Below are 19,993 nucleotides of genomic sequence, written 5' to 3' on the forward strand. Positions count from 1 at the left end.
GAATACGCCTTTGCCAATATTCCCGAAACGGCACAGCTTATACGAAAACACTATAACGGACAAAATAAATCGTTGAACTCTCTTATCTATGAGGGAGAGGTTCTTAAAACATTGGCTTATCGGGGGGATCAGCCGCTGGGATCGATAACGGTTGATAAATTTCGTCGTATTTCAGATATTTACAAAGTGATGGGAATTGAGCAAAATGAAAAACGGCTAGACGGACTTGTCTATGATGATGCCGCTCGTCAATCGGTGATGATGAGTGTGGATGAGCGCTCTTTTTTACATATGAACACGATCCGTTATACCTCTACAGTGACGTGGGCTCCTTTTAATTTTCTCTCTGAGCGTAACCCTCCGGAGCTTGAGGGGATAGCGGTCGATTTCTGGAAACTGATTGTTGAGCGAACAGGGATGCAGACGTCATTTATCCCCTCACCCACGCTATCTGGCATACTAGAAGCGATTAAAACGAAAACCGCTGATGTTACCTTAGGGACATCTATTTCTAAAGATAAAGAGCCCTATGCCATTTTTTCGAAACCGTATGCCACATTTGCGAATGTAATCGTTACGGGGAAAACAATAGATTTTATCCCGGGGCTCAAGGCCCTGGATGGCAAAAAGATTGCGATTGCCCAAGGACATAGTGTCGCAGAATCAATCGCTGCAAAATATCCGAATATCACGATTGTAGGGGTTGAAGACACTCGTGAAGGGCTTAAACTGCTTAGCTCGGGACGTGTTGATGCCGTGATCGATATCCTTCCGGTGGTTGCCTATCTTATCAATGCCGATAACCAGCTCAATCTTAAAATTTCGGGAACCACCGAGTTTAATTTTGACGTTCGGATGATGATACGAAATGATTATCCTGAACTTAAAACCATTATAGATAAAGCGATTGATTCGATTACAGTTGCGGAGCGGCAAAGAATTTTGAATCGCTACATTGCGATAACGTATGAGGATGGTGTGGATTACACGTGGGGCTATATTGTCGCTCTGATAGCATTTTTTATTATCTCAATTTTTATCTATCGACAGTTTGAAATGGGGAAATACCATCAACAACTTTTAAAAATGGCGACTACTGATCCTTTGACAGGTTTGGCGAACCGTATCCGTCTCGATGAAAAGTTACTTGAATATCATCAGTTTTATGAACGTATCGGGCGGACGTTTTCGGTCATCATTCTTGATTTGGATTATTTTAAACGGGTGAATGATACGTATGGTCATTTGGCAGGAGATAAAACATTGGTTGCACTTGCCCAATTGCTCCGTGACAACATTCGCTCCATTGATACACTCGGACGGTGGGGAGGGGAAGAGTTTATGATACTTTGTCCTGAAACCGATCTGGAAGGGGGAAAACAGTTGGCAGAAAAAATTCAATTGATCATTGAAAACTACAATTTCCCCCATATTCATACACTGACATGCAGTTTCGGAATCAGTGAAAGCCGTGAAGGGGATCGGATTGAAGATGTGGTAGGGCGTGCGGACAGTGCCTTGTACCGTGCGAAAGAAGAGGGGAGAAATCGGATCTGTGTGGCTTAAGAGAGCTTACAGATAATATCGCCTATCTTGCGATCGAGCGAAGCGGCAACGACCGAACATTTTACTTTGAGTAAAAAACAGATAGTGTGCCGTTGTTGTGGAGTCATGCACTCATAATTCCCCATCCCTTTAGCGATAATCAGATCTGCACTGTCAAAAAGTTCTTGAGCTTCATGGGATGCGAAATTGTAGACAAATCCGGGAGTCGGAACACCGCTGTCTATTACAGTACATATCTTCTCTATTCCCGCTTCCTGTGCTTCTTTCATCGTAACATCGTTTATAATCGGATTTCCCCGTACCATATAGGTAATCGATAGTTGAGGATAGAGTTTTTGGAGGAATTGGATACTCAGCGCATCAAAGATGTGTTCTCCCGCATTGTCTCCGATATAAAGGAGTGTTCTAGCGTGTGTGAGAGAAGCGCGCAGTGTTTCGGTATCATCGTGGGAAAACGGCGTATTAAAGACCGACATAATCGCGTCATGCAGATCAAAACTCACTTCGGCGGCGAGATCGATCACATTTCCCACTACGGCGGTTTTGAGAATGGCGATGAGCGGGTCATCACTGTTTCGGATCGTTTCCTCTAAAAAGCTAAGATAGCTTTTTGCCTGCGCTGAGGCGTGCTGTTTTTGTTCTTCGTATAAATCATCGGTTTGGGCGAGAATAGCCATTTGCTCATATAGCGGTGCCGCGATGACGGGAGGTGAAAGGGTGAAATCGGCCTCTTTAAGAGCCGTTTCAACGTAGCTGATTATTTTTTCAGTCAGTGTTTCATCGGCGTAAATTGCTTCGCAAACACGTTTACTTTGAGCCGCAATGCAGCTAATACATTCCGGTTGTATCGTCATTGAGCGGCGTGATCGTCAATGACTTTTCCCCACATCAATTTATACTTACGGCGCATAAACTCTACTTCCTGCTGAGAGAGTTTGAGCTGTTCGGTGAGGGTGGCAATGGTATTGCGATCCTCTTCGTAGAGTTCTTGAAGAGAGGAGAGGGCATCTTTGAGAAATTCATTCTCATTTTTGATCGATTCGATCGTCTCCTCTTTGGCGACGAGGACTTTTTCATGAAGGTTGATTATGGTGCCGATGGTTTTTTCAACAAAACTAGCACCCAAGGTAATATCTGCATGAGAGGCACTAAGTTCCTGCATCGTTGCAGGGACAAGCCCCTCCATCCCTTGACCCGGGTCGATGATTACCTCTCCGTCTTCGATAAGGGTAGTGAGTTTGCCGCGTACTATTAAGGCTTCAACATCACTACGCTCCATATTTGTCATTTGCGCGTAGTCATCGATACTCATCCACCCTTGCATACTTCACCGCCTTCAAATTTTAAATACTATAGCAAAATGCGTACCTGATTATAAAATGGTTTCGATTTCCAAGGAATCCATTTCCACTTTTTTCGCTTTGGCGATACGATCTTCTTGGAGTTTCATCCGTAACTCTTCATTCTCTAGCGCTAATATCTGCATAGCGAGATAGGCCGAATTGATCGCACCCGCTTTTCCGATGGCAACTGTTGCTACCGGCATTCCGGCAGGCATTTGGACAGTAGAGAGAAGTGCATCGATTCCGCTGAGCGCTGATGCACTCATTGGTACACCGATGATAGGTTTGATGGTTTTGGAGGCTAAAACACCCGCCAAATGTGCTGCCATACCGGCTGCTGCAATAAAAACCTGCGCCCCTTTGGCTTCCGCTTTGACAATGTAGTCTTTGGTACGTTCAGGACTTCGGTGCGCCGATGAGATGATGAGTTCATACTGTACACCGAACTCTTCGAGGGTTTGCGAACATGACTGCATAACGTCAAAGTCGCTTTTACTTCCCATAATAATTGATACGAACTTCATTGAATTGACTCCTTAGATTTTAAAATTAACATTTGGTGATGGTTCCCATATCTTCAGAAGCTGGGATACGGAAAAAAGTGAACGGAGGCAATGATGCGGGGAGTTTAAAGCGGTTGAGATTTCCGCTGTGTACTTGATCCCATACTTTTCCATTTTCTGCGAGCAGTTGTTTAAATGAGATCGTCCATTGAGAATCTTTCATTTCAATTGTACCGATTTCATTATCAACCGCTTCAATAGTTGCATTGGATGGAGCAACAATTTCCATAACGTCATTAGGGAATGTTTTATATTTGCATTCGAAAAAATCGCCTGATTCATCGACGATACCGCTTACCTGATGGGTTCCCATCATCATCGAGTAATCGAGATTTTGGGTGTCGTGTTTTTCAAAAGGGCGGTTGATCAGATAGGCATCGGTAAAGCCGCGATTTTGCATCGTATTTAACTCTTTTTGATAACGTTCAGGATCACTTTCCCCCGCGTAATAATCATCGATGGCACGGCGGTATACTTTTGCGGTAATAGCGGCATAATAAGGGGCTTTGGTGCGCCCTTCGATTTTAAGTGAGTCGATACATCCTGCGTCCAGTATCTCTTGAATATGACTTGCTAGATTAAGATCTTTCGAATTCATAATGTAGGTGCCGATTCCCTCATCTTCGACCAACTTGAAAAGAGTACCTGTTTCGGGGTTGGCGGCATACATCTCATAGGGAAAACGGCAATCGTTGGCACAACTGCCACGGTTCGGAACCCGGCCGCTTTGAAGCGTTGAGATGAGACATCTTCCGCTGTAGGCAAAACACATGGAGCCGTGGACAAACACTTCGATCTCCAAATCGGGGAGTTCTTCTTTGATTTGCTTTAAATCTTTCAGTGAAATTTCCCGTGCGGCGATAATACGGCGCGCTCCCATGTCGTAATAGACCTGTGCATCGAGGACGTTCATAACATTGGCTTGCGTCGAGAGATGCAGTGGAATATGGGGGGCAATTTGGTGAGCGAGTTTAAGGACACCCGGTGTTGCCACGATAAAAGCGTCCGGCTCTAATGAAGCCATGGTGGCGATATGCTCTTTGAGAAGTTTTAACTGGGAGTTAAAGGGGAAACCGTTGATGGTGACATAGACTTTACGTCCCCGCGCGTGGGCGTAGTCAATCCCCTCTTTGAAGCTTTCCAAATCGAACTCTTTGCCGGAGCGTATGCGGAGCGAAAAATGGCTCACTCCCCCATATACAGCATCGGCACCGAAGTCAATGGCAATTTTTAGTTTTTCTAAATTCCCTGCAGGGGAAAGAAGCTCCACTTTTTTCAATACGACTCTCTTTACAACATAAGTGGGCGAATTGTATCGTTTTCTTTATTTATTTTTTCCCAAATGAAGCTAATAATGCCTCAATATCATCGCTGTTGACAACATCTTCAGTCGTGCTGTCTCCAGGGAGGTGGACGGCAGAGCTAACCCGTTTGCTATCGTCGATTTTTCCGGCAAAGAGATGATTCATATAGGTTGAGAGGGCACGCATTACGTTGATAACCCGCTCGATTTTTTGACGGTGAATATCTTGATATTGCATAATGTCCATTACGTTCATAATGGTGTCGCCGCCGTTTTGAAGCATTTCAAGAATCCCTTCGAGATTCTTCATAGCCTTTTCATTTTCACCTAATTGGGTCTTAAAAGTATCCACATGTGGAAATTTTGCACTCAACGTAGTAAAAAGGGTAATATTTCCCCCTATGATCGCTTTCAGAGCTTTGATATCTTTTTCACCTTGGCCTAATTCATTGCTGATACCTTCGATGAGGTCAAATATCTCCGTTGCTTTTTGTTCGCTCTCTTTGGTGACATCGTCCAGTTGATGTACCATTTTATTATCATCCGTCGGTGGAGGCGGCGGCCAGCTGTGCATTGCGGAAACACGGTATTTATCAGGATCCATCTCATTGTAAGGCTCGTCGCTGAGTGTTTCATCCGCAGATACAGGAGCTTCGGCTAAATTTTCTTTTTCCTCTTCTTCGTATCCTACGTCCAAATCTATATCACCATTCATTAGCGCATCTAACTCTTCTTGCGTCATGATCTCTATCCTCAACGATTTAAAATTGCACTATAATAACATTAAAACCATTATTTTTACTTAGGGTGCATTCATGAGAGTCGATCTTCACAACCATACAATTTTATGCAATCATGCTACCGGAACGGTCGCGGAGTATGTGGAAGCCGCTATTGTGTGCGGCACACAGTTTTTTGGATTTTCAGATCATGCTCCGATGCATTATGATCCAAAATATCGGATGGGTTTCGATCAAATGGAACTGTACGAGTCTTGGGTAAAAGAGGCTGCGGAATGTTATGCAGATAAAATCACTGTTTTATTGGGGTATGAAATCGATTATCTTCCGGGATATATGGATGAGTCTGTTTTGAGTCGGCCGTGTGATTATTTGATAGGGAGCGTCCATTTTATTGATGATTGGGGGTTTGATAATCCCGAATTTATCGGTCGTTACGAGGGGGTAGATATTGATGATGTCTATCGGCGTTATTTTGGGCTGATTGAAGCGATGGCATTGAGTGGAGCGTTTGATATTGTAGGTCATTTAGATTTGCTCAAAGTTTTCAAATTTTTACCGACAAAAGATATTCGATTGCTGGCAGAGGGGGCGTTAAGGGCGATTAAAAAAGCTAATATGTCTATTGAGATTAATGTTTCAGGGTATCGAAAACCGGTTGCAGAAGCGTATCCTTCCCCCCTTTTGCTTGAATCGATAGCTGAATTGGAAATTCCGATAACGTTCGGTTCAGATGCCCATTGCGTTGATCAGGTTGGGCTTTACAGTGCTCAGGCTGAAGCATTGGCACGCTCGGTCGGTTACGATAAATGTGCCCTCTATCGAGGACGGGATCGGGAAATGATTAAATTTTAATCAAGGAAAATATTTTAGATAACGTTAACTTTTGCTATACTGCGATACTTTAATTATTTTCAGGAGATTTGCATGGGTAAATTCGTAAATAGCGTCGACGAGTTTTTCAGTTTTTGTAAAGAGAACGATGTTCAATTCGTTGACTTTCGTTTCACCGATATGAAGGGGACATGGCATCACGTTAGTTACCGTATGAGTGCGGTAAACGCGGGTCAATTTGAAGGCGGTCTTCCGTTTGATGGTTCATCTATCGATGCTTGGCAGCCAATTAATCGTTCAGATATGTTGCTTAAACCAGACGCTGAATCTGCGTTTATGGACCCGTTCACAGCTGATCCGACCGTTATCGTATTTTGTGACGTTTATGATATCTACAAAGGACAAGCATACGAAAAATGTCCTCGTGCAATCGCTAAAAAAGCGCTTGAGCACCTTGCAAACGCAGGTGTAGGTGATGTTGCGTATTTCGGACCTGAAAATGAATTCTTCGTATTCGACGATGTCAAAATCCGTGACGAAGTAAACTGTTCATACTATGAAGTAGACACTGAAGAGGGTGCATGGAATGATGCAAAAGATTTCAAAGACGGTTTCAACACAGGTCACCGCCCACGTACAAAAGGTGGTTACTTTCCGGTAGCACCTATCGATACTATGGTTGATCTTCGTGCTGAGATGATGTTGGCACTAGAGCAAGTAGGTCTTGAAGTTGTTCTCGGTCACCACGAAGTTGCACAAGGTCAAGGTGAAATCGGTATCGTTTTCGGAACTCTTGTAGAAGCGGCAGACAACGTTCAAAAACTTAAATATGTTATCAAAATGGTAGCGCACCTTAACGGTAAAACCGTTACGTTTATGCCTAAACCACTTTACGGAGACAACGGTAACGGTATGCACGTTCACCAATCAATTTGGAAAGACGGTAAAAACACATTCTACAAAGAGGGCGGTTACAGCAACTTGTCTGAAACAGCATTGCATTATGTAGGTGGTATTTTTGCACACGCTCGAGCCGTTGCAGCGTTTACAAACCCATCAACCAACTCATACAAACGTCTTATCCCTGGTTTCGAAGCGCCGTCAATTTTGACGTACTCTAGCCAAAACCGTTCAGCATCGTGCCGTGTTCCATACGGTGCGGGTGAAAAAGCGACACGTATCGAAATGCGTTTCCCGGATTCTACTTCATGCCCATACCTTGCGTTTACGGCTATGTTGCTTGCAGGACTTGACGGTATCAAAAACAAAATGGTTCCGATTGGACCGATGGACGAAGATTTATTCGAACTTACTCTTAATGAAATCCGTGAAAAAGGTATTCCACAAATGCCTCATACATTACGCGGTGCATTGGAAGCTTTGATCCGTGATAACGACTTCTTACAACCGGTTATGACTCCAGAATTCTTGGATACATATCAAAACTACAAATTCGAAACACAAGTATGGCCTGACGAAGCTCGTCCTACTGCATTCGAATTTAAATCTACATATTCATGTTAGTTTAAACGCCAATCGGAACGCGTCCCGATTGGCTACGCTAACGCTGAGTTTACCTCGGCGGTAAGCCCACGCACGCTTGCGTGCTTTTCTTTTATCTCTTCTTCTACTCAACTATTTTCTGATTATTTTATAAAATCCCTGTGATCCAAACCAAAGAGCCGCTCCGTTGGCAGTAGTGCCGAGAGGAATGAGCGTTCTTGGATCGCAGTATGATCTTTTGGTACTTTTCTGACTAAACAGAAAAGTATAAGAAGTTATGGAAGTTTTGGTCCTGCAGCAGAGTAGTCGAATTCACTTTGTCCATCGGTATATTTTTGGAAATTTTTGATGAATAGAGCAGCCAAGTTATCACGCTGAACGAGATACGCATCGCGATCCGCCCATGCATTACGAGGATTGAGGATAACTGGATCGATAGAGCCGAGTGTTTTCGGGATATGGAAACCAAAGGTATTAGTGGTATCAAACTCACTTTGGTTGATACTTCCGTCTAAAATAGCATTGATGCAAGCACGGGTATCTTTGATACTCATCCGTTTTCCGACACCGTATCCGCCCCCGGTCCATCCGGTATTAACAAGATAAACGTTAACCCCGTGTTGATCGATCTTTTTACCTAAAAGTTTCGCATAAACAGTCGGATGAAGCGGTAAGAACGCTTCACCGAAACATGAGCTGAATGTTGCAACAGGTTCAGTGATGCCACGCTCGGTTCCGGCAACTTTGGCGGTATAACCACTGAGGAAGTAGTACATCGCTTGCTCTTTGGTGAGGCGGCTAACTGGAGGCAATACACCGAACGCATCGGCAGAGAGGAAAATAATATTTTTTGGATGAGCCGCCATAAGGGATGGCTGATGGTTGTCGATATGCTCAATCGGATAAGAGACACGGGTATTTTCCGTTTTAGAACCGTCGGTATAATCGACGATACCGTCTTCGTCATAAACGACGTTCTCTAACAGTGCGTTGCGGCGGATGGCATTGTGAATCTCAGGTTCGCTTGAGGGATCGAGATTGATCACTTTCGCATAGCATCCCCCTTCGAAGTTGAAAACACCCTCTTCGTCCCATCCATGTTCGTCATCACCGATAAGGGCACGTTTTGGATCGGTTGAGAGGGTAGTCTTGCCGGTTCCGCTAAGTCCGAAAAACAAGCAGGTATCACCTGCGGCTCCGACGTTGGCTGAACAGTGCATAGAGAGTTTCCCCTCGAGCGGCAACCAGTAGTTCATCATGGAGAAAATCCCTTTTTTCATCTCTCCGCCATACCATGTGCCGCCTATAATACAGAGATTGGCTTCGACATCAAAGAGGACAAATACTTCGGAATTGAGCCCATGATGTGCCCATTTTTCATTCACCGCTTTACAAGCGTTGAGTACGGTGAAAGAGGGTTTGAACGCTTCGAGTTCCGATTCGTTCGGGCGAATAAACATATTTTTGACGAAATGGGCTTGCCATGCGATTTCAGAGACAAAACGGACAGCGCGTTTACTGGATGCGCTTGATCCGCAGAAGACGTCGGTAACGTAGAGATCTTTTCCGGAGAGTTGTTCACGGGCAACAACGAGGAGCTCATCAAAAACCGCTTTATCGATTTTTTTGTTGACATCGCCCCATGCGATGTATTTGTTTGAAGGATCTTGATTGACAAAATATTTATCTTTCGGGCTTCGACCGGTAAAAATACCCGTATCGACCATTGTCGCACCGTTACTTGCAAGTTTACACTCACCGTTTTTAAGTTCGTGCTCGATCAGCTCATCAAAGCTAAGGTTATGGAAAAGCTTTCCACTGTTTTTTATGCCTAACGTCTCAATCTCTGCGGAAATCATGGGTTGTTTTACCTTTTAGGACTCATCTGCGTACTGTACCCAGATGAAGATTTGAAGCTTTCACTCCATTTATGGTGCGAATTATACGCCTCCAATTTATAAACGAGAATTAAAGTGGTGATTTATTTGAACTGAGCTGCTAATTCCGTTAATATTTTAGGTGCCAGCGCTTCGGTTCCATTGTATTTTTGGAGTTTTACACCGACATTGTTCATACTCTTAGCCGTATTTTTACACGCCATTTTCACAACGAGATAATCGCAGTCTTCAATCGTATCCGCCATCGTATCGTGTGCTTTGATGTGTTCGACATCTCCCGCGTCATGATCGCATGTATGGTGTTCGTCGTGGTCATGATGATCTTCACCTGCAGCTTTGGGATTGGTACGCAGTCCCTCTAACGTAAAACTTTTAAACATTCCTCCGGTGAGGTTAAATACGGCGAAATAAGGGGTATGTCCGGCATTCCCCGCCATTTTCAGACTCTCATCCATTACAGGTACGGCAATCTTCATTTCTTCTCCTTGAATTTGTCAAAATTATGCCACATTCTTATAGTTTATGAGTTTAATCAAACTATAAGATAATCCCATTCATAATGACAGTAGGGTTACAAGCGTAATCACTATTAAAAACTTCAAGGAGTAAACCATGAAACGTTCAGGTTTTACTATGATCGAGTTGATCTTCGTTATCGTTATTTTGGGTATTTTGGCAGCGGTTGCTATTCCGCGTCTTGCGGCAACGCGTGATGATGCGACTATTTCTCGTATGTCATCGGATGTAGCTACGGCTGTAACGGATTTCGGTGCACGTTTTACGGCTCAGGGAACATGGGCAGGAAATCTTAGAGATATTACTAATGTAGCAACATTTGAAGGTGGTGCACATGCGATGGCAGATGGTGATGTAATCCATTTTGTTGATGATAACAATAACAGCTGTATTACATTTACTATCAATGGAACGTTGATAGATGGTAATCTTACAGTTGGTGCGGGTGCTGATGCAGCATTACCTGTATGTGCAGGTGTTAATACGGCAGTTGCAGATTTGATCGCAGGAAGTCCACATCTTTTTGGCGGATCTCAAGTATTGCGCTAGTAGTTTATGTATTGCCTTCGGGCAATACACTTGTTTAAATTGATTTGATTTATGGGATTGGTAATCAATCGTAGAACTCAGGACAATTAGGATTAAAAAATGAAACGTTTTGCATTTACGATGATAGAATTGGTTTTTGTCATTGTCGTATTGGGTATTTTGGCCGCAATCGCTATTCCGCGTCTCGCTGCTACCCGCGATGATGCGGAGATCGCCAAAGGGCGCAGTGATGTCTCAGCGATCCGTGCAGCTATTGTCAGTGAACGTCAGGGGCGCCTTTTGCAAGGAGATACGGATTTTATAGCTACGTTAGATGATGCTGATCAAAATACAGAAGGGGAAACATTATTTGATAACAATAATCTCTTAATGTATGGGATCACTTCAGCAGATCGTAACGGGCATTGGATGAAAAGCGGTGCTAACGCTTATGATTTCCAAATAATGGGTACCGATGTAACCTTTGACTATAATGCGACGACAGGACGTTTTGATTGTGCGAACGATGCAGATGATACGGAATGTGCCTTACTAACAAATTAATCACCTCTGAGTAAATCGGTTATAATGCCGTATTCGCGGATGTGAGGATTATATGTTTTTTTACCAAATTTCCCTTTTGGGTTCCCCCCTTGAATCCTTAACCTATCATCACAGCGGTTCACTGCCGATCGGCAGTAAAGTAGCACTCACTCTCAGTAATCGGTCGGCGGAGGGAGTTGTTATTTCCGAAGTTGAAAAACCTCTTTTTAGTACGCAACCTATTGTTGAAATTTTTGATCTGTTTTATTCTGACACCCAAATTCAGAGTGCGCAGTTTATGGCAGAATATTATGGGTGTTCATTGGGTGAAGCGCTGAATCTTTTTGTGCCGTATCCCATTCACCATGAGCCCGTCGAAGTGGCTCACCACGAACGTCCACCTGTCAATATTACCCTCTCCGAATCACAATTAAAAGCCCTCGATTTTATTCGCTCTCACAAAGTATCACTTTTATTCGGGGATACGGGGGCAGGGAAGAGCGAAATCTATATGCGACGGATGGATGAAGTCCTCAGTGATGGGAAGAGGGCACTGTTACTTCTTCCCGAAATCTCGTTAACCCCTCAAATGGAGACGCGATTTAAGAATCATTTCGGCTTATCCGTCGTCTTATGGCACTCCAAAATGACCCCGAAGCAAAAAAAAGTGACGTTGGAAAAAATAGTTGACGGCTCGGCACACATTATCGTAGGCCCCCGCTCGGCACTTTTTTTACCGATACGGGATTTAGGGTTGATCGTCGTCGATGAAGAGCATGACGAGAGTTATAAATCCTCTTCCCGTCCTCGCTACAATGCACGGGATATGGCAGTTTATATCGGCACTCTCATTAAAATCCCCGTCGTGTTAGGGAGCGCTACACCCTCATTGACGAGCTACGCTAAATACCCATTTTTTCGTCTTCGCGGGGGGTATTTTGAATCCAAACGGACTTTTGTCTTTGAACCCTCCATTGAAGCGTTAACGCAAAGTATCGATAACAGGGTTATGGAAAACTTTGAAAAAGCTCATCAGGCCATTGTCTTTATCCCGACACGGGCGAATTTCAAATACACGGTATGCGATGGGTGTGGATATCATGTCGAGTGTCCGTTTTGCAGCGTGGGGATGAGCCAACATAAAAACTCACGCGCTCTGAAATGTCACTATTGCAACTACACCGAAGTAGTGCCGAAAGTGTGTCCGAAGTGTCAAAGCGGCGCACTTCGTACCGCAAGGCTCGGAACGGCGGAGGCGGTGGAACATTTCGGAAAACTGAGTGAGGATCTGCGGGTACAGCAGTTTGATCGTGACGTTATTACGACTCAAAACAAACTGATTAAAGTGCTCGAAGCGTTTAATAAACATGAGATCGATTTACTGGTGGGGACACAGATGCTCTCAAAAGGGCATGATTATCACGATATCACCCTCGCAGTCGTTATGGGGATCGATAATCTCCTCTCCCAAAGCGATTACCGCGCACGGGAGAAGGCATTGTCGCTTCTGGTGCAGATTGCGGGGCGGAGCGGACGGAAACAGAATGCGACAGTGATAGTACAAAGTTTCAATGAGTCGTTTTTTCGGAGTTATCTTGATGATTATGAGAAATTTTTGATTGATGAATTGCGTATTCGCGATGGTCGCTATTCTCCGACGAAAAAATTGGCACGTTTACTCTATGCCCATAAAAACGGCATAAAAGCAAAATCTGAAATGGAGAGGGCAGTGATGCAAATCGAGCAGATGGCTAACGTCCAAATTGTCGGATATGGGGCTTCTCCTATTGAGAAGATCGCTGATAAATACCGTTTTCAAATATTGCTGCGAAGTGATAAAAGTACCGACCTTATCCGTGCGATAAAACATGTCAAATCACCCCTTTGCGAGATTGATATGGATCCTATCGAGTTCACGTAATTGTGGTATAATCGCCCAATGATAACACGCTATCCAACCAAACAGATTTTTGTCGGGAATGTCCCTATCGGCGGTGATGCTCCGATTTCGGTACAGTCGATGACCTATTCGCGCACTGCGGATGTAGCGGCAACGGTCGAGCAGATCAATCGTCTCCATTTTGCCGGATGCGATATCGTCCGTGTCGCCGTTCCTGATGAGGAAGATGCGCGGGCACTCAAAGCGATTAAAGAACAGATTTCGCTCCCCCTCGTCGCCGATATCCATTTTAACTATAAACTTGCCCTTATCGCGGCGGAAGTGGTGGACTGTATCCGATTTAACCCCGGCAATATAGGTGAAAAATCACGCATCCGTGAGATTGTTAAAGCGTGCCAAGAACGCCATATTCCGATTCGTATCGGGGTCAACGCGGGAAGTTTGGAAAAAGAGTTCGAACAGCGTTACGGCGCTACGGCGGAGGGGATGGTGGCTTCTGCCGAGTATAACATCAAATATCTCGAAGATTTGGGATTTACCGACATTAAAGTTTCCCTCAAGGCAAGTGACGTTCAGCGCACCGTCGAAGCCTATCGCCTTCTCCGTCCTAAAAACAACTATCCATTTCATTTGGGTGTGACTGAAGCGGGGACGATTTTTCATGCGACGATCAAAAGTGCTATCGGTTTGGGAGCGTTGTTACTGGAGGGGATCGGTGATACGATGCGGGTCTCTATCACGGGGGAACTCGAAGAGGAGATCAAAGTCGGTCGGGCGATTTTAAAAGACAGCGGTGTCGCCAAAGAAGGGCCGAATATCATCTCGTGTCCGACATGCGGACGGATCGAAGCCGATTTGGTCTCTGCGGTAGCGGTGATCGAAGAGCGTACCAAGCATATCAAAAAACCGCTTGATCTCTCGGTGATGGGATGTGTCGTCAACGCCATCGGAGAAGCGAAACATGCCGATGTCGCGATCGCTTACGGTAAGGGTTCGGGATTGGTCATGGTGCGCGGTGAAGTGGTGGCACGTCTCGATGAAGATAAGCTCGTTGATCGGTTTGTCGAAGAGGTAGAAAAAATGGCTAAGGAAGAGGACTAAATGGAAGAATCACTCTATAACTTGGCGTTTGAACGCTCCGTCCTCAGCTCCATCATTTTTGATCCGGCTCAGTTTGATGAGTTTGATGCGGTTTTAACACCGGAAGATTTTTATCTCGCGGCGCATCAAGAGATTTATCGCGCAATGATGAGCTTAGCCCATCGTGATCTCCCGATCGATGAAGAGTTCCTCCGTAAAGAGTTGACGGGTAAACAAAAATTCGATGAGCGGGTGATGGTCGATATCCTCACTGCCAATCCGATCGCCAATACCAAAGCGTACGTCCAAGAGATCAAAGACAAAGCGATCAAGCGTCATTTATTGACCCTTACGACGGAGATAAAGCGGGTGACTTTGGAAGAGGAACTCAGCGGCACCGATGTTGTCGATTTGGTTGAACAAAAGCTCTATGAGATAACGCAGAGTTCTCAAGCAACCGATTTTAAAGATGCCCCCTCCATCGCCGATGAGACGTTAGCGTACATCGAAGAGATGAAAGCGCGCGGGGATTCCGTCCTTGTCGGTGTCGATACGGGGTATGCGGAGCTGAACAAAATGACGACGGGATTCGGAAAAGGGGATTTGGTTATTATCGCCGCCCGTCCGGCAATGGGGAAAACCTCGTTCGCCCTCAATATGGTTCAAAATCTCCTCGATAAAGGGAAAGGGGTCGCTTTTTTCTCGTTAGAGATGCCCGCAGAGCAACTCATGTTGCGTCTTTTGAGTGTTCAAACCTCGATCCAGCTTCAGCGTCTTCGTGTCGGGGATATGAACCCTCAAGAGTACAAGCAGCTAAACGATGCAGTCGATAAAATGCGCCGATCCAAGCTCTTCGTAGACGATCACGGCTCCATCAATATCCATCAGCTCCGTTCCAAACTGCGTAAACTCAAATCCCGTCATCCTGAAATCGAAGTAGCGGTTATCGACTACCTTCAAATCATGAATGGGACGGGGGGAAAAGATCGTCACTTAGAGGTGAGTGAGATTTCACGTGGCTTAAAAATGCTCGCCCGTGAACTCGGAATCCCTATCGTTGCCCTCTCTCAGCTCAACCGTGGCCTCGAATCGCGCTCCGATAAGCGTCCGATGCTGAGCGATATCCGTGAATCGGGTTCTATCGAGCAGGATGCCGATATCATCCTCTTCGTCTACCGTAATGACGTTTACCTCTACAAAGAGGAGAAAGAGCGGGAGAAAGAGGCGATAAGCGCGGGAAAAGAGTTTATCTCCAAATATGTCGAGAAAGAGGAAGAGGAAGCCGAGATCATCATCGGTAAACAGCGTAACGGTCCTACGGGGCATGTGAAACTGATGTTCCAGAAAAAATTCACCCGCTTTGTCGATAAACCGACATTTGGTGCCGCGCAGATCGTCTATGAGAGTATTGATATGAAAAGTGCGACGATGAACGTCAATGATGAAACGGTATCGATGCCGATTATCTGATGAATAAACTGGAGCGCATCGATCTTTTCGATCTTAAAAGCGGCTCACTTTTTTTTCTCTTTCTCCTCTTTATAGCTTCCCTATCGCTTTCGTATGAATACTATCAATTTGCCCAACTCAAAACCTTTGACGATCCGCTTATACGAGCCGAAGTGATCGATCAAGAGGTGCGGCTGATCGGCGATGTGCCTAAGACCTCACTGAAGCTTCGGCTCGAAAACGGTGCCAGTGTTCGATCTGCGATGAGCCCCTATCTGCGTGATCTGAGGGGGCGGGAAGTTCAAGTGGAGCTTCAGGTCGCGAAAGTCACTTTTTTGGATTTTTTAAAAGGGATGCACACACGCGGTGTCATCACCGAAGTGTATTCCTCCTTGAGTCTTAAAGAGCAATGGTATCGTCGTATCGCATCCCTCCATGAAGATCAATGGATGAGGGAGCTTTATGGCGCATTGTTTGTGGCTACCCCTATGTCGCAAGAATTTCAAACATTGGTCGGTGCTATGGGGCTGAGTCATATCCTCTCTATCAGCGGCTATCACTACGGTATTATCTCGCTGATTGTCTATTTTCTCCTTCGCCGTCCCTATCGATGGTTACAAAACCGCTATTTTCCCTACCGGCACGGCAATCGTGATCTTTTTTTTATGGTTGTGGGGATACTTTTTTTATACTTATGGGCTTTGGAATTTATCCCCCCTATGGTGAGAGCATTCGGGATGATAGCGGTGGGATATTGGCTTTATGATCGGGGGATTAAGGTTGTCTCGCTGCAAACGCTCTCCATTACGGTCGGTGTGCTGCTTGCCTTTTTCCCCACATTGTTTTTTTCTTTGGGGTTTTGGTTCTCCTCCTTCGGAGTCCTTTCGATCTTTATTTTCATCCGTTATTATGAGCATTGGAAACTTTGGCAGATATTTTTGGCACTTCATATTTGGTGCTATTTAGTTCTTTTACCGATATCGCTTTCTATTTTCGGGACGTTTGGGTGGTGGCATATCGGCTCGATTCCCCTTGCACTCCTTTTTAACCTATATTATCCGACTGTATTGGTGCTCCATTTCACGCCGTGGGGAGATTGGTTTGATCCGTATCTACTTCAAATGTTTGAATCCGGAGATATGAATAGAGTTGTAATCCCAATCTGGATGGGAGTCCTTAGCGTTGCGTTAGCTTTAGGGGCGATGTGGCGAAAAGAGGCTTTTTGGATCTTAGGTATTTTGGGAGTGTTCACGCTGGGTAGCGCGGTTTATCAGATAGCATAGTTTCATTCCGTAGATGACGATAATCCATGAAACATAAATCCATAAAAAGAAAAAGATGAGAGCGGAAAAAGAGCCGTACATCGTTGCATAAGTTTTGTTGTAAAAGACGTACTGGATGAAGCTGTTTTTTGCCAACCCCCATACTACGGCAACAATAAAAGAGCTCATTGCGGCAGCCCTGATTGAAACATCAGCATTGACGGCGATTTTGTAAATCAAAAAGAAAATACTCCAAAGTAAAAGAAACGGGAAAATAGAGAGTGCACTTAGGGCCAATCCACTGATATTCGCTTCTAAATAGGCTTTTAAACTCATTGAAGCTATGAGAACAATGGGGGTAAGGGTGATAAGAGTCCAATACGTCGTAATCGCATCCCAAATTCCCCGTTTGGATGTTTTGAAAATTTTGCTGACGATGTGTTCAAAATTTTGGAAAAAGAGGAGTGAAGAGACAATCATTGTCGCAAATCCGATAATCCCAAGCTGGACAGAATTTTTAAAAAATGAGTCCAAATACCCTGCAATGGCCGCCGTTTGTACCGGCATAATATTGTCGAAAATAAAGATTTGGATTTTGGCGTATTGTTCTTCAAATACCGGAACGTTTGCAATGAGGCTAAGGGAGATAATCAAAAGGGGGACAACTGTAAAAATCGTGTAAAAGCTTAGGCTCGAAGCATACACCGTAATTTCCCGATCGAATAGCATCAGGAAAAAAAGGCGGATATGTCGAAGCATTGCTTTGAAATTCATCAATTACTCAAGACCCATTTTGGAAGGGTTGAGGATGTTATTGGGATCAAATGCCCGTTTGATCGATTGAAACAGTGCCATCTCTTCAGGGGTAAATGCCATCGACATATAAGGAGCTTTTGCCAGTCCGATGCCGTGTTCGCCGCTGAGGGTTCCGCCGAGATCGATAGTGGCTTGAAATACTTCACGAATCGCTTCATAGCCGATTTTGACCGCTTCCGGATCTTTGCCATCAACCATGACATTGGTGTGAACATTTCCATCACCGGTGTGACCGAAGCATGGGATATTGATGTTGTATTTTTTGGCTATGGCATCAAATTTTTCGAGCAGTTCAGGGAGAGCGGAGCGAGGAACGGTAACGTCTTCATTAATCTTTTTGCTTCCGTAGACTGAGAGTGATTGGCTTGCATTGCGGCGGGCAAACCATAGATCGCTTGCTTCTTGTTTATTTTGAGCGATTTTAAATTCACTGCAGCCGTTTTCTTGAAAGACTTTTTGGATAATTGAGAGTTGAAAATCGAGATCTTCTTCAAGATTCCCGTCCACATCGGTAACCAAAATGGCACCCGCTTCGATTGGGAGCCCTTTATGATAGACCTGCTCCACGGAGCGGATAGTGAGGTTATCGAGAAACTCCATCGCAACAGGAGTGACGCCGCTCGCCATCGTTTTATAGACCGCTTCCATCGCTGTATGAACGGTTGGAAAAATACCCATTGCCGTTTTGGTCATTTTCGGTTTCGAGAGAAGTTTGAGAGTTACTTCGGTGGTGACGGCCAATGTCCCCTCAGACGCAATCAAAATCCCCGTTATGTTATAGCCCGCAACGTCTTTAATTGTCCGTTTGCCCGCTTTGATAATATCACCGTTAGGGAGTACCGCACGCATCGCCATAACGTAGTCTTTGGTAATACCGTACTTGGCCGCACGCATACCGCCGGCATTTTCGTTAACATTGCCGCCGATAGTGGAATACTCTTGGCTTGCAGGATCGGGCGGATAGAACAGACCTACTTCTTCAACCGCTTTTTGCAACTCCATATTGACAACACCCGGTTGGACGATAGCCACCATGTTTTGCATATCGATTTCGAGGATTTTATTCATATGTTTTTCGAACGCCAAGACGATTCCGCCGGATGAGGGGAGGGCTCCTCCTGTAAATCCGCTTCCCGCACCGCGAGGGACGATAACGATTCGGTGCTCATTGCAGTATTTAAGGATCTCGCTGACATCGCTCTCATGACGTGGAAAAAGTACTGCATCAGGCTCGAATCGTTCGCGTGTTGCGTCGTAGCTGTAGGCGATAAGGTGAGCTTTATCGCTGTAAACGTTCTCTTTGCCTAGCAGGGTAGTAAAAAATTCTAATGCGTGAGTGCTCAGCATTGTTTATTCCTTAATCTCGAAATGACGCAATAGTGCACTTTTATCGCTAAATTTTGCTTTGTAGAGCTCATATAGTTCTTTGTTCTTTGAATTGTTTAAAGCAATTTCTTCGAGGTAGTAGGGTTCATAGCTGTCTAAACTTGAACTTCCCTCACCCCACCATGCTCCTCGGATCGTCGGAATACGGGTGTAAAAAGGGGTTTGTTCTTTCTCTGATACCTTGGCAAATGAGGCAGTTTGGAGCACTGTAAAGCTTTTACAGTCGAGGGTAAAGAGTTGATTTGCACTTTGGATATAGAGCAACCCGACCGAATTGGCGGTACAGTAGCGTTGAAAATCATCGACTAAAGGGGTTTGATGCCCTTCATAGGAGAGAAACGTTGCATAATTGTCCGGATGAATCCATTCCACACCGGAGATACTTTTTGTGATTGCATCATAAGTATCATCGTTTGGGGCTATTAAAAGGGCACGCTCATAATCATAGGCTAAGATGGCGATATCAGATGCTCTTGGTGTCCAGTTACCATTAGGAAGAGCATTTTGGCGTAGGCCGCTGTATTCACTAAGCTGCAGTATGGCACGGTTGTTGGCGGGATTTGTCTTTTCAACCCGTGCATTGGCGATAATGGTACTGTGTGTGGCATCAAATTTTCGAACGATAAAGCCGCTCATCCCCTCACGCAAGTTTTCGGCAACGATTGCTGCACGCTCTCCTTCGACTTCGAGGAGAGGTGCGGTTATAGAAGAAGCGTTTAAGACGCTACAAGCGATAAGAGTAATAAGCCAGATGCGCATCATG

At 44.9% G+C, this 19,993-nt stretch carries 19 protein-coding genes; 9 read left to right on the forward strand and 10 right to left on the reverse strand.

The window, feature by feature from the left end; translation table 11 throughout:
• Positions 1-1,566, forward strand: a 1,566-nt coding sequence (locus A2517_RS11300) for a diguanylate cyclase (RefSeq protein WP_294897096.1), incomplete at its 5' end; no start/stop codon positions are given.
• Here A2517_RS11300 and A2517_RS11305 read toward each other — a convergent pair.
• The 5 genes from A2517_RS11305 to A2517_RS11325 are packed head-to-tail and all read right to left on the reverse strand — an operon-like array spanning position 1,563 to position 5,517.
• The gene (locus A2517_RS11305; protein ID WP_294897099.1) at positions 1,563-2,420 is read right to left on the reverse strand and encodes a DUF89 domain-containing protein; all 858 of its coding nucleotides are present in this window, start codon (positions 2,418-2,420) and stop codon (positions 1,563-1,565) included. The two genes, A2517_RS11300 and A2517_RS11305, sit on opposite strands and share 4 nt — an antisense overlap.
• On the reverse strand, positions 2,417-2,890 hold the full coding sequence (locus tag A2517_RS11310) for a DUF3972 domain-containing protein (RefSeq protein ID WP_294897101.1): 474 nt from the start codon (positions 2,888-2,890) through the stop codon (positions 2,417-2,419). The genes A2517_RS11305 and A2517_RS11310 overlap by 4 nt, the downstream gene beginning before the upstream one ends.
• A gap of 48 nt (positions 2,891-2,938) precedes the next feature.
• The gene (purE, locus tag A2517_RS11315; protein WP_294897103.1) at positions 2,939-3,433 is read right to left on the reverse strand and encodes a 5-(carboxyamino)imidazole ribonucleotide mutase; all 495 of its coding nucleotides are present in this window, start codon (positions 3,431-3,433) and stop codon (positions 2,939-2,941) included.
• 25 nt (positions 3,434-3,458) lie between these two features.
• Positions 3,459-4,751: a peptidase U32 family protein gene (locus tag A2517_RS11320; RefSeq protein WP_294897105.1), complete on the reverse strand. Its 1,293-nt coding sequence runs from the start codon at positions 4,749-4,751 to the stop codon at positions 3,459-3,461.
• 49 nt (positions 4,752-4,800) lie between these two features.
• Positions 4,801-5,517 (reverse strand): chemotaxis protein, encoded by a 717-nt coding sequence (locus tag A2517_RS11325; RefSeq protein ID WP_294897107.1) that lies wholly within the window; start codon positions 5,515-5,517, stop codon positions 4,801-4,803.
• Positions 5,518-5,590: 73 nt separating this feature from the next.
• Between A2517_RS11325 and A2517_RS11330 the strand changes: the two genes are divergently transcribed.
• Together A2517_RS11330 and glnA are read left to right on the forward strand one after the other, a co-directional pair.
• Positions 5,591-6,370 carry a histidinol-phosphatase gene (locus A2517_RS11330; protein ID WP_294897110.1) on the forward strand — a complete coding sequence of 260 codons (780 nt, stop codon included), beginning with the start codon at positions 5,591-5,593 and terminating at the stop codon, positions 6,368-6,370.
• A 72-nt stretch (positions 6,371-6,442) separates the two neighbouring features.
• Entirely contained in the window at positions 6,443-7,873 is a 1,431-nt protein-coding gene (glnA, locus tag A2517_RS11335; protein WP_294897112.1) for a type I glutamate--ammonia ligase, read from the forward strand.
• 254 nt (positions 7,874-8,127) lie between these two features.
• Here the strand turns inward: glnA and pckA are convergent, their stop codons facing one another.
• Positions 8,128-9,711, reverse strand: a complete 1,584-nt coding sequence (gene pckA / locus A2517_RS11340) for a phosphoenolpyruvate carboxykinase (ATP) (protein WP_294897114.1) — start codon at positions 9,709-9,711, stop codon at positions 8,128-8,130.
• Positions 9,712-9,833: 122 nt separating this feature from the next.
• Positions 9,834-10,226 carry a hypothetical protein gene (locus A2517_RS11345; protein WP_294897116.1) on the reverse strand — a complete coding sequence of 131 codons (393 nt, stop codon included), beginning with the start codon at positions 10,224-10,226 and terminating at the stop codon, positions 9,834-9,836.
• Positions 10,227-10,362: 136 nt separating this feature from the next.
• On the opposite strand from A2517_RS11345, the gene A2517_RS11350 reads away from it, so the two are divergent.
• From A2517_RS11350 to A2517_RS11375, 6 genes are all read left to right on the forward strand, one after another.
• The gene (locus A2517_RS11350) at positions 10,363-10,815 is read left to right on the forward strand and encodes a type II secretion system protein (protein ID WP_294897118.1); all 453 of its coding nucleotides are present in this window, start codon (positions 10,363-10,365) and stop codon (positions 10,813-10,815) included.
• Between the two features lie 99 nt (positions 10,816-10,914).
• Positions 10,915-11,358: a type II secretion system protein gene (locus A2517_RS11355; RefSeq protein WP_294897121.1), complete on the forward strand. Its 444-nt coding sequence runs from the start codon at positions 10,915-10,917 to the stop codon at positions 11,356-11,358.
• A gap of 52 nt (positions 11,359-11,410) precedes the next feature.
• Positions 11,411-13,258 (forward strand): primosomal protein N', encoded by a 1,848-nt coding sequence (locus A2517_RS11360; protein ID WP_294897123.1) that lies wholly within the window; start codon positions 11,411-11,413, stop codon positions 13,256-13,258.
• 18 nt (positions 13,259-13,276) lie between these two features.
• Complete coding sequence (gene ispG, locus A2517_RS11365) at positions 13,277-14,338, forward strand: flavodoxin-dependent (E)-4-hydroxy-3-methylbut-2-enyl-diphosphate synthase (RefSeq protein ID WP_294897125.1); 1,062 nt, start codon at positions 13,277-13,279, stop codon at positions 14,336-14,338.
• Positions 14,339-15,787 (forward strand): replicative DNA helicase, encoded by a 1,449-nt coding sequence (locus A2517_RS11370; protein WP_294897127.1) that lies wholly within the window; start codon positions 14,339-14,341, stop codon positions 15,785-15,787.
• Complete coding sequence (locus A2517_RS11375; protein ID WP_294897129.1) at positions 15,787-17,049, forward strand: ComEC/Rec2 family competence protein; 1,263 nt, start codon at positions 15,787-15,789, stop codon at positions 17,047-17,049. The genes A2517_RS11370 and A2517_RS11375 overlap by 1 nt, the downstream gene beginning before the upstream one ends.
• Here A2517_RS11375 and A2517_RS11380 read toward each other — a convergent pair.
• The 3 genes from A2517_RS11380 to A2517_RS11390 are packed head-to-tail and all read right to left on the reverse strand — an operon-like array spanning position 16,996 to position 19,992.
• Positions 16,996-17,802: a YihY family inner membrane protein gene (locus tag A2517_RS11380; protein ID WP_294897131.1), complete on the reverse strand. Its 807-nt coding sequence runs from the start codon at positions 17,800-17,802 to the stop codon at positions 16,996-16,998. The two genes, A2517_RS11375 and A2517_RS11380, sit on opposite strands and share 54 nt — an antisense overlap.
• 3 nt (positions 17,803-17,805) lie before the next feature.
• Complete coding sequence (locus A2517_RS11385) at positions 17,806-19,191, reverse strand: FAD-linked oxidase C-terminal domain-containing protein (protein ID WP_294897133.1); 1,386 nt, start codon at positions 19,189-19,191, stop codon at positions 17,806-17,808.
• A gap of 3 nt (positions 19,192-19,194) precedes the next feature.
• Positions 19,195-19,992 (reverse strand): plasminogen-binding N-terminal domain-containing protein, encoded by a 798-nt coding sequence (locus tag A2517_RS11390; RefSeq protein WP_294897135.1) that lies wholly within the window; start codon positions 19,990-19,992, stop codon positions 19,195-19,197.
• Position 19,993: the final 1 nt, after the last annotated feature.

The organism is Sulfuricurvum sp. RIFOXYD12_FULL_44_77 (genome assembly GCF_001830725.1).
GTDB classification, from domain to species: Bacteria; Campylobacterota; Campylobacteria; order Campylobacterales; family Sulfurimonadaceae; genus Sulfuricurvum; species Sulfuricurvum kujiense_A.

Coding starts and splice junctions, on each gene's coding strand:
- A2517_RS11305 (WP_294897099.1), bottom strand. CDS start 2,420: ATGACGATACAACCGGAATGTATTAGCTGCATTGCGGCTCAAAGTAAA.
- A2517_RS11310 (WP_294897101.1), bottom strand. CDS start 2,890: ATGCAAGGGTGGATGAGTATCGATGACTACGCGCAAATGACAAATATG.
- purE (WP_294897103.1), bottom strand. CDS start 3,433: ATGAAGTTCGTATCAATTATTATGGGAAGTAAAAGCGACTTTGACGTT.
- A2517_RS11325 (WP_294897107.1), bottom strand. CDS start 5,517: ATGACGCAAGAAGAGTTAGATGCGCTAATGAATGGTGATATAGATTTG.
- A2517_RS11330 (WP_294897110.1), top strand. CDS start 5,591: ATGAGAGTCGATCTTCACAACCATACAATTTTATGCAATCATGCTACC.
- glnA (WP_294897112.1), top strand. CDS start 6,443: ATGGGTAAATTCGTAAATAGCGTCGACGAGTTTTTCAGTTTTTGTAAA.
- pckA (WP_294897114.1), bottom strand. CDS start 9,711: ATGATTTCCGCAGAGATTGAGACGTTAGGCATAAAAAACAGTGGAAAG.
- A2517_RS11345 (WP_294897116.1), bottom strand. CDS start 10,226: ATGAAGATTGCCGTACCTGTAATGGATGAGAGTCTGAAAATGGCGGGG.
- A2517_RS11350 (WP_294897118.1), top strand. CDS start 10,363: ATGAAACGTTCAGGTTTTACTATGATCGAGTTGATCTTCGTTATCGTT.
- A2517_RS11355 (WP_294897121.1), top strand. CDS start 10,915: ATGAAACGTTTTGCATTTACGATGATAGAATTGGTTTTTGTCATTGTC.
- A2517_RS11360 (WP_294897123.1), top strand. CDS start 11,411: ATGTTTTTTTACCAAATTTCCCTTTTGGGTTCCCCCCTTGAATCCTTA.
- ispG (WP_294897125.1), top strand. CDS start 13,277: ATGATAACACGCTATCCAACCAAACAGATTTTTGTCGGGAATGTCCCT.
- A2517_RS11370 (WP_294897127.1), top strand. CDS start 14,339: ATGGAAGAATCACTCTATAACTTGGCGTTTGAACGCTCCGTCCTCAGC.
- A2517_RS11375 (WP_294897129.1), top strand. CDS start 15,787: ATGAATAAACTGGAGCGCATCGATCTTTTCGATCTTAAAAGCGGCTCA.
- A2517_RS11380 (WP_294897131.1), bottom strand. CDS start 17,802: ATGAATTTCAAAGCAATGCTTCGACATATCCGCCTTTTTTTCCTGATG.
- A2517_RS11385 (WP_294897133.1), bottom strand. CDS start 19,191: ATGCTGAGCACTCACGCATTAGAATTTTTTACTACCCTGCTAGGCAAA.
- A2517_RS11390 (WP_294897135.1), bottom strand. CDS start 19,992: ATGATGCGCATCTGGCTTATTACTCTTATCGCTTGTAGCGTCTTAAAC.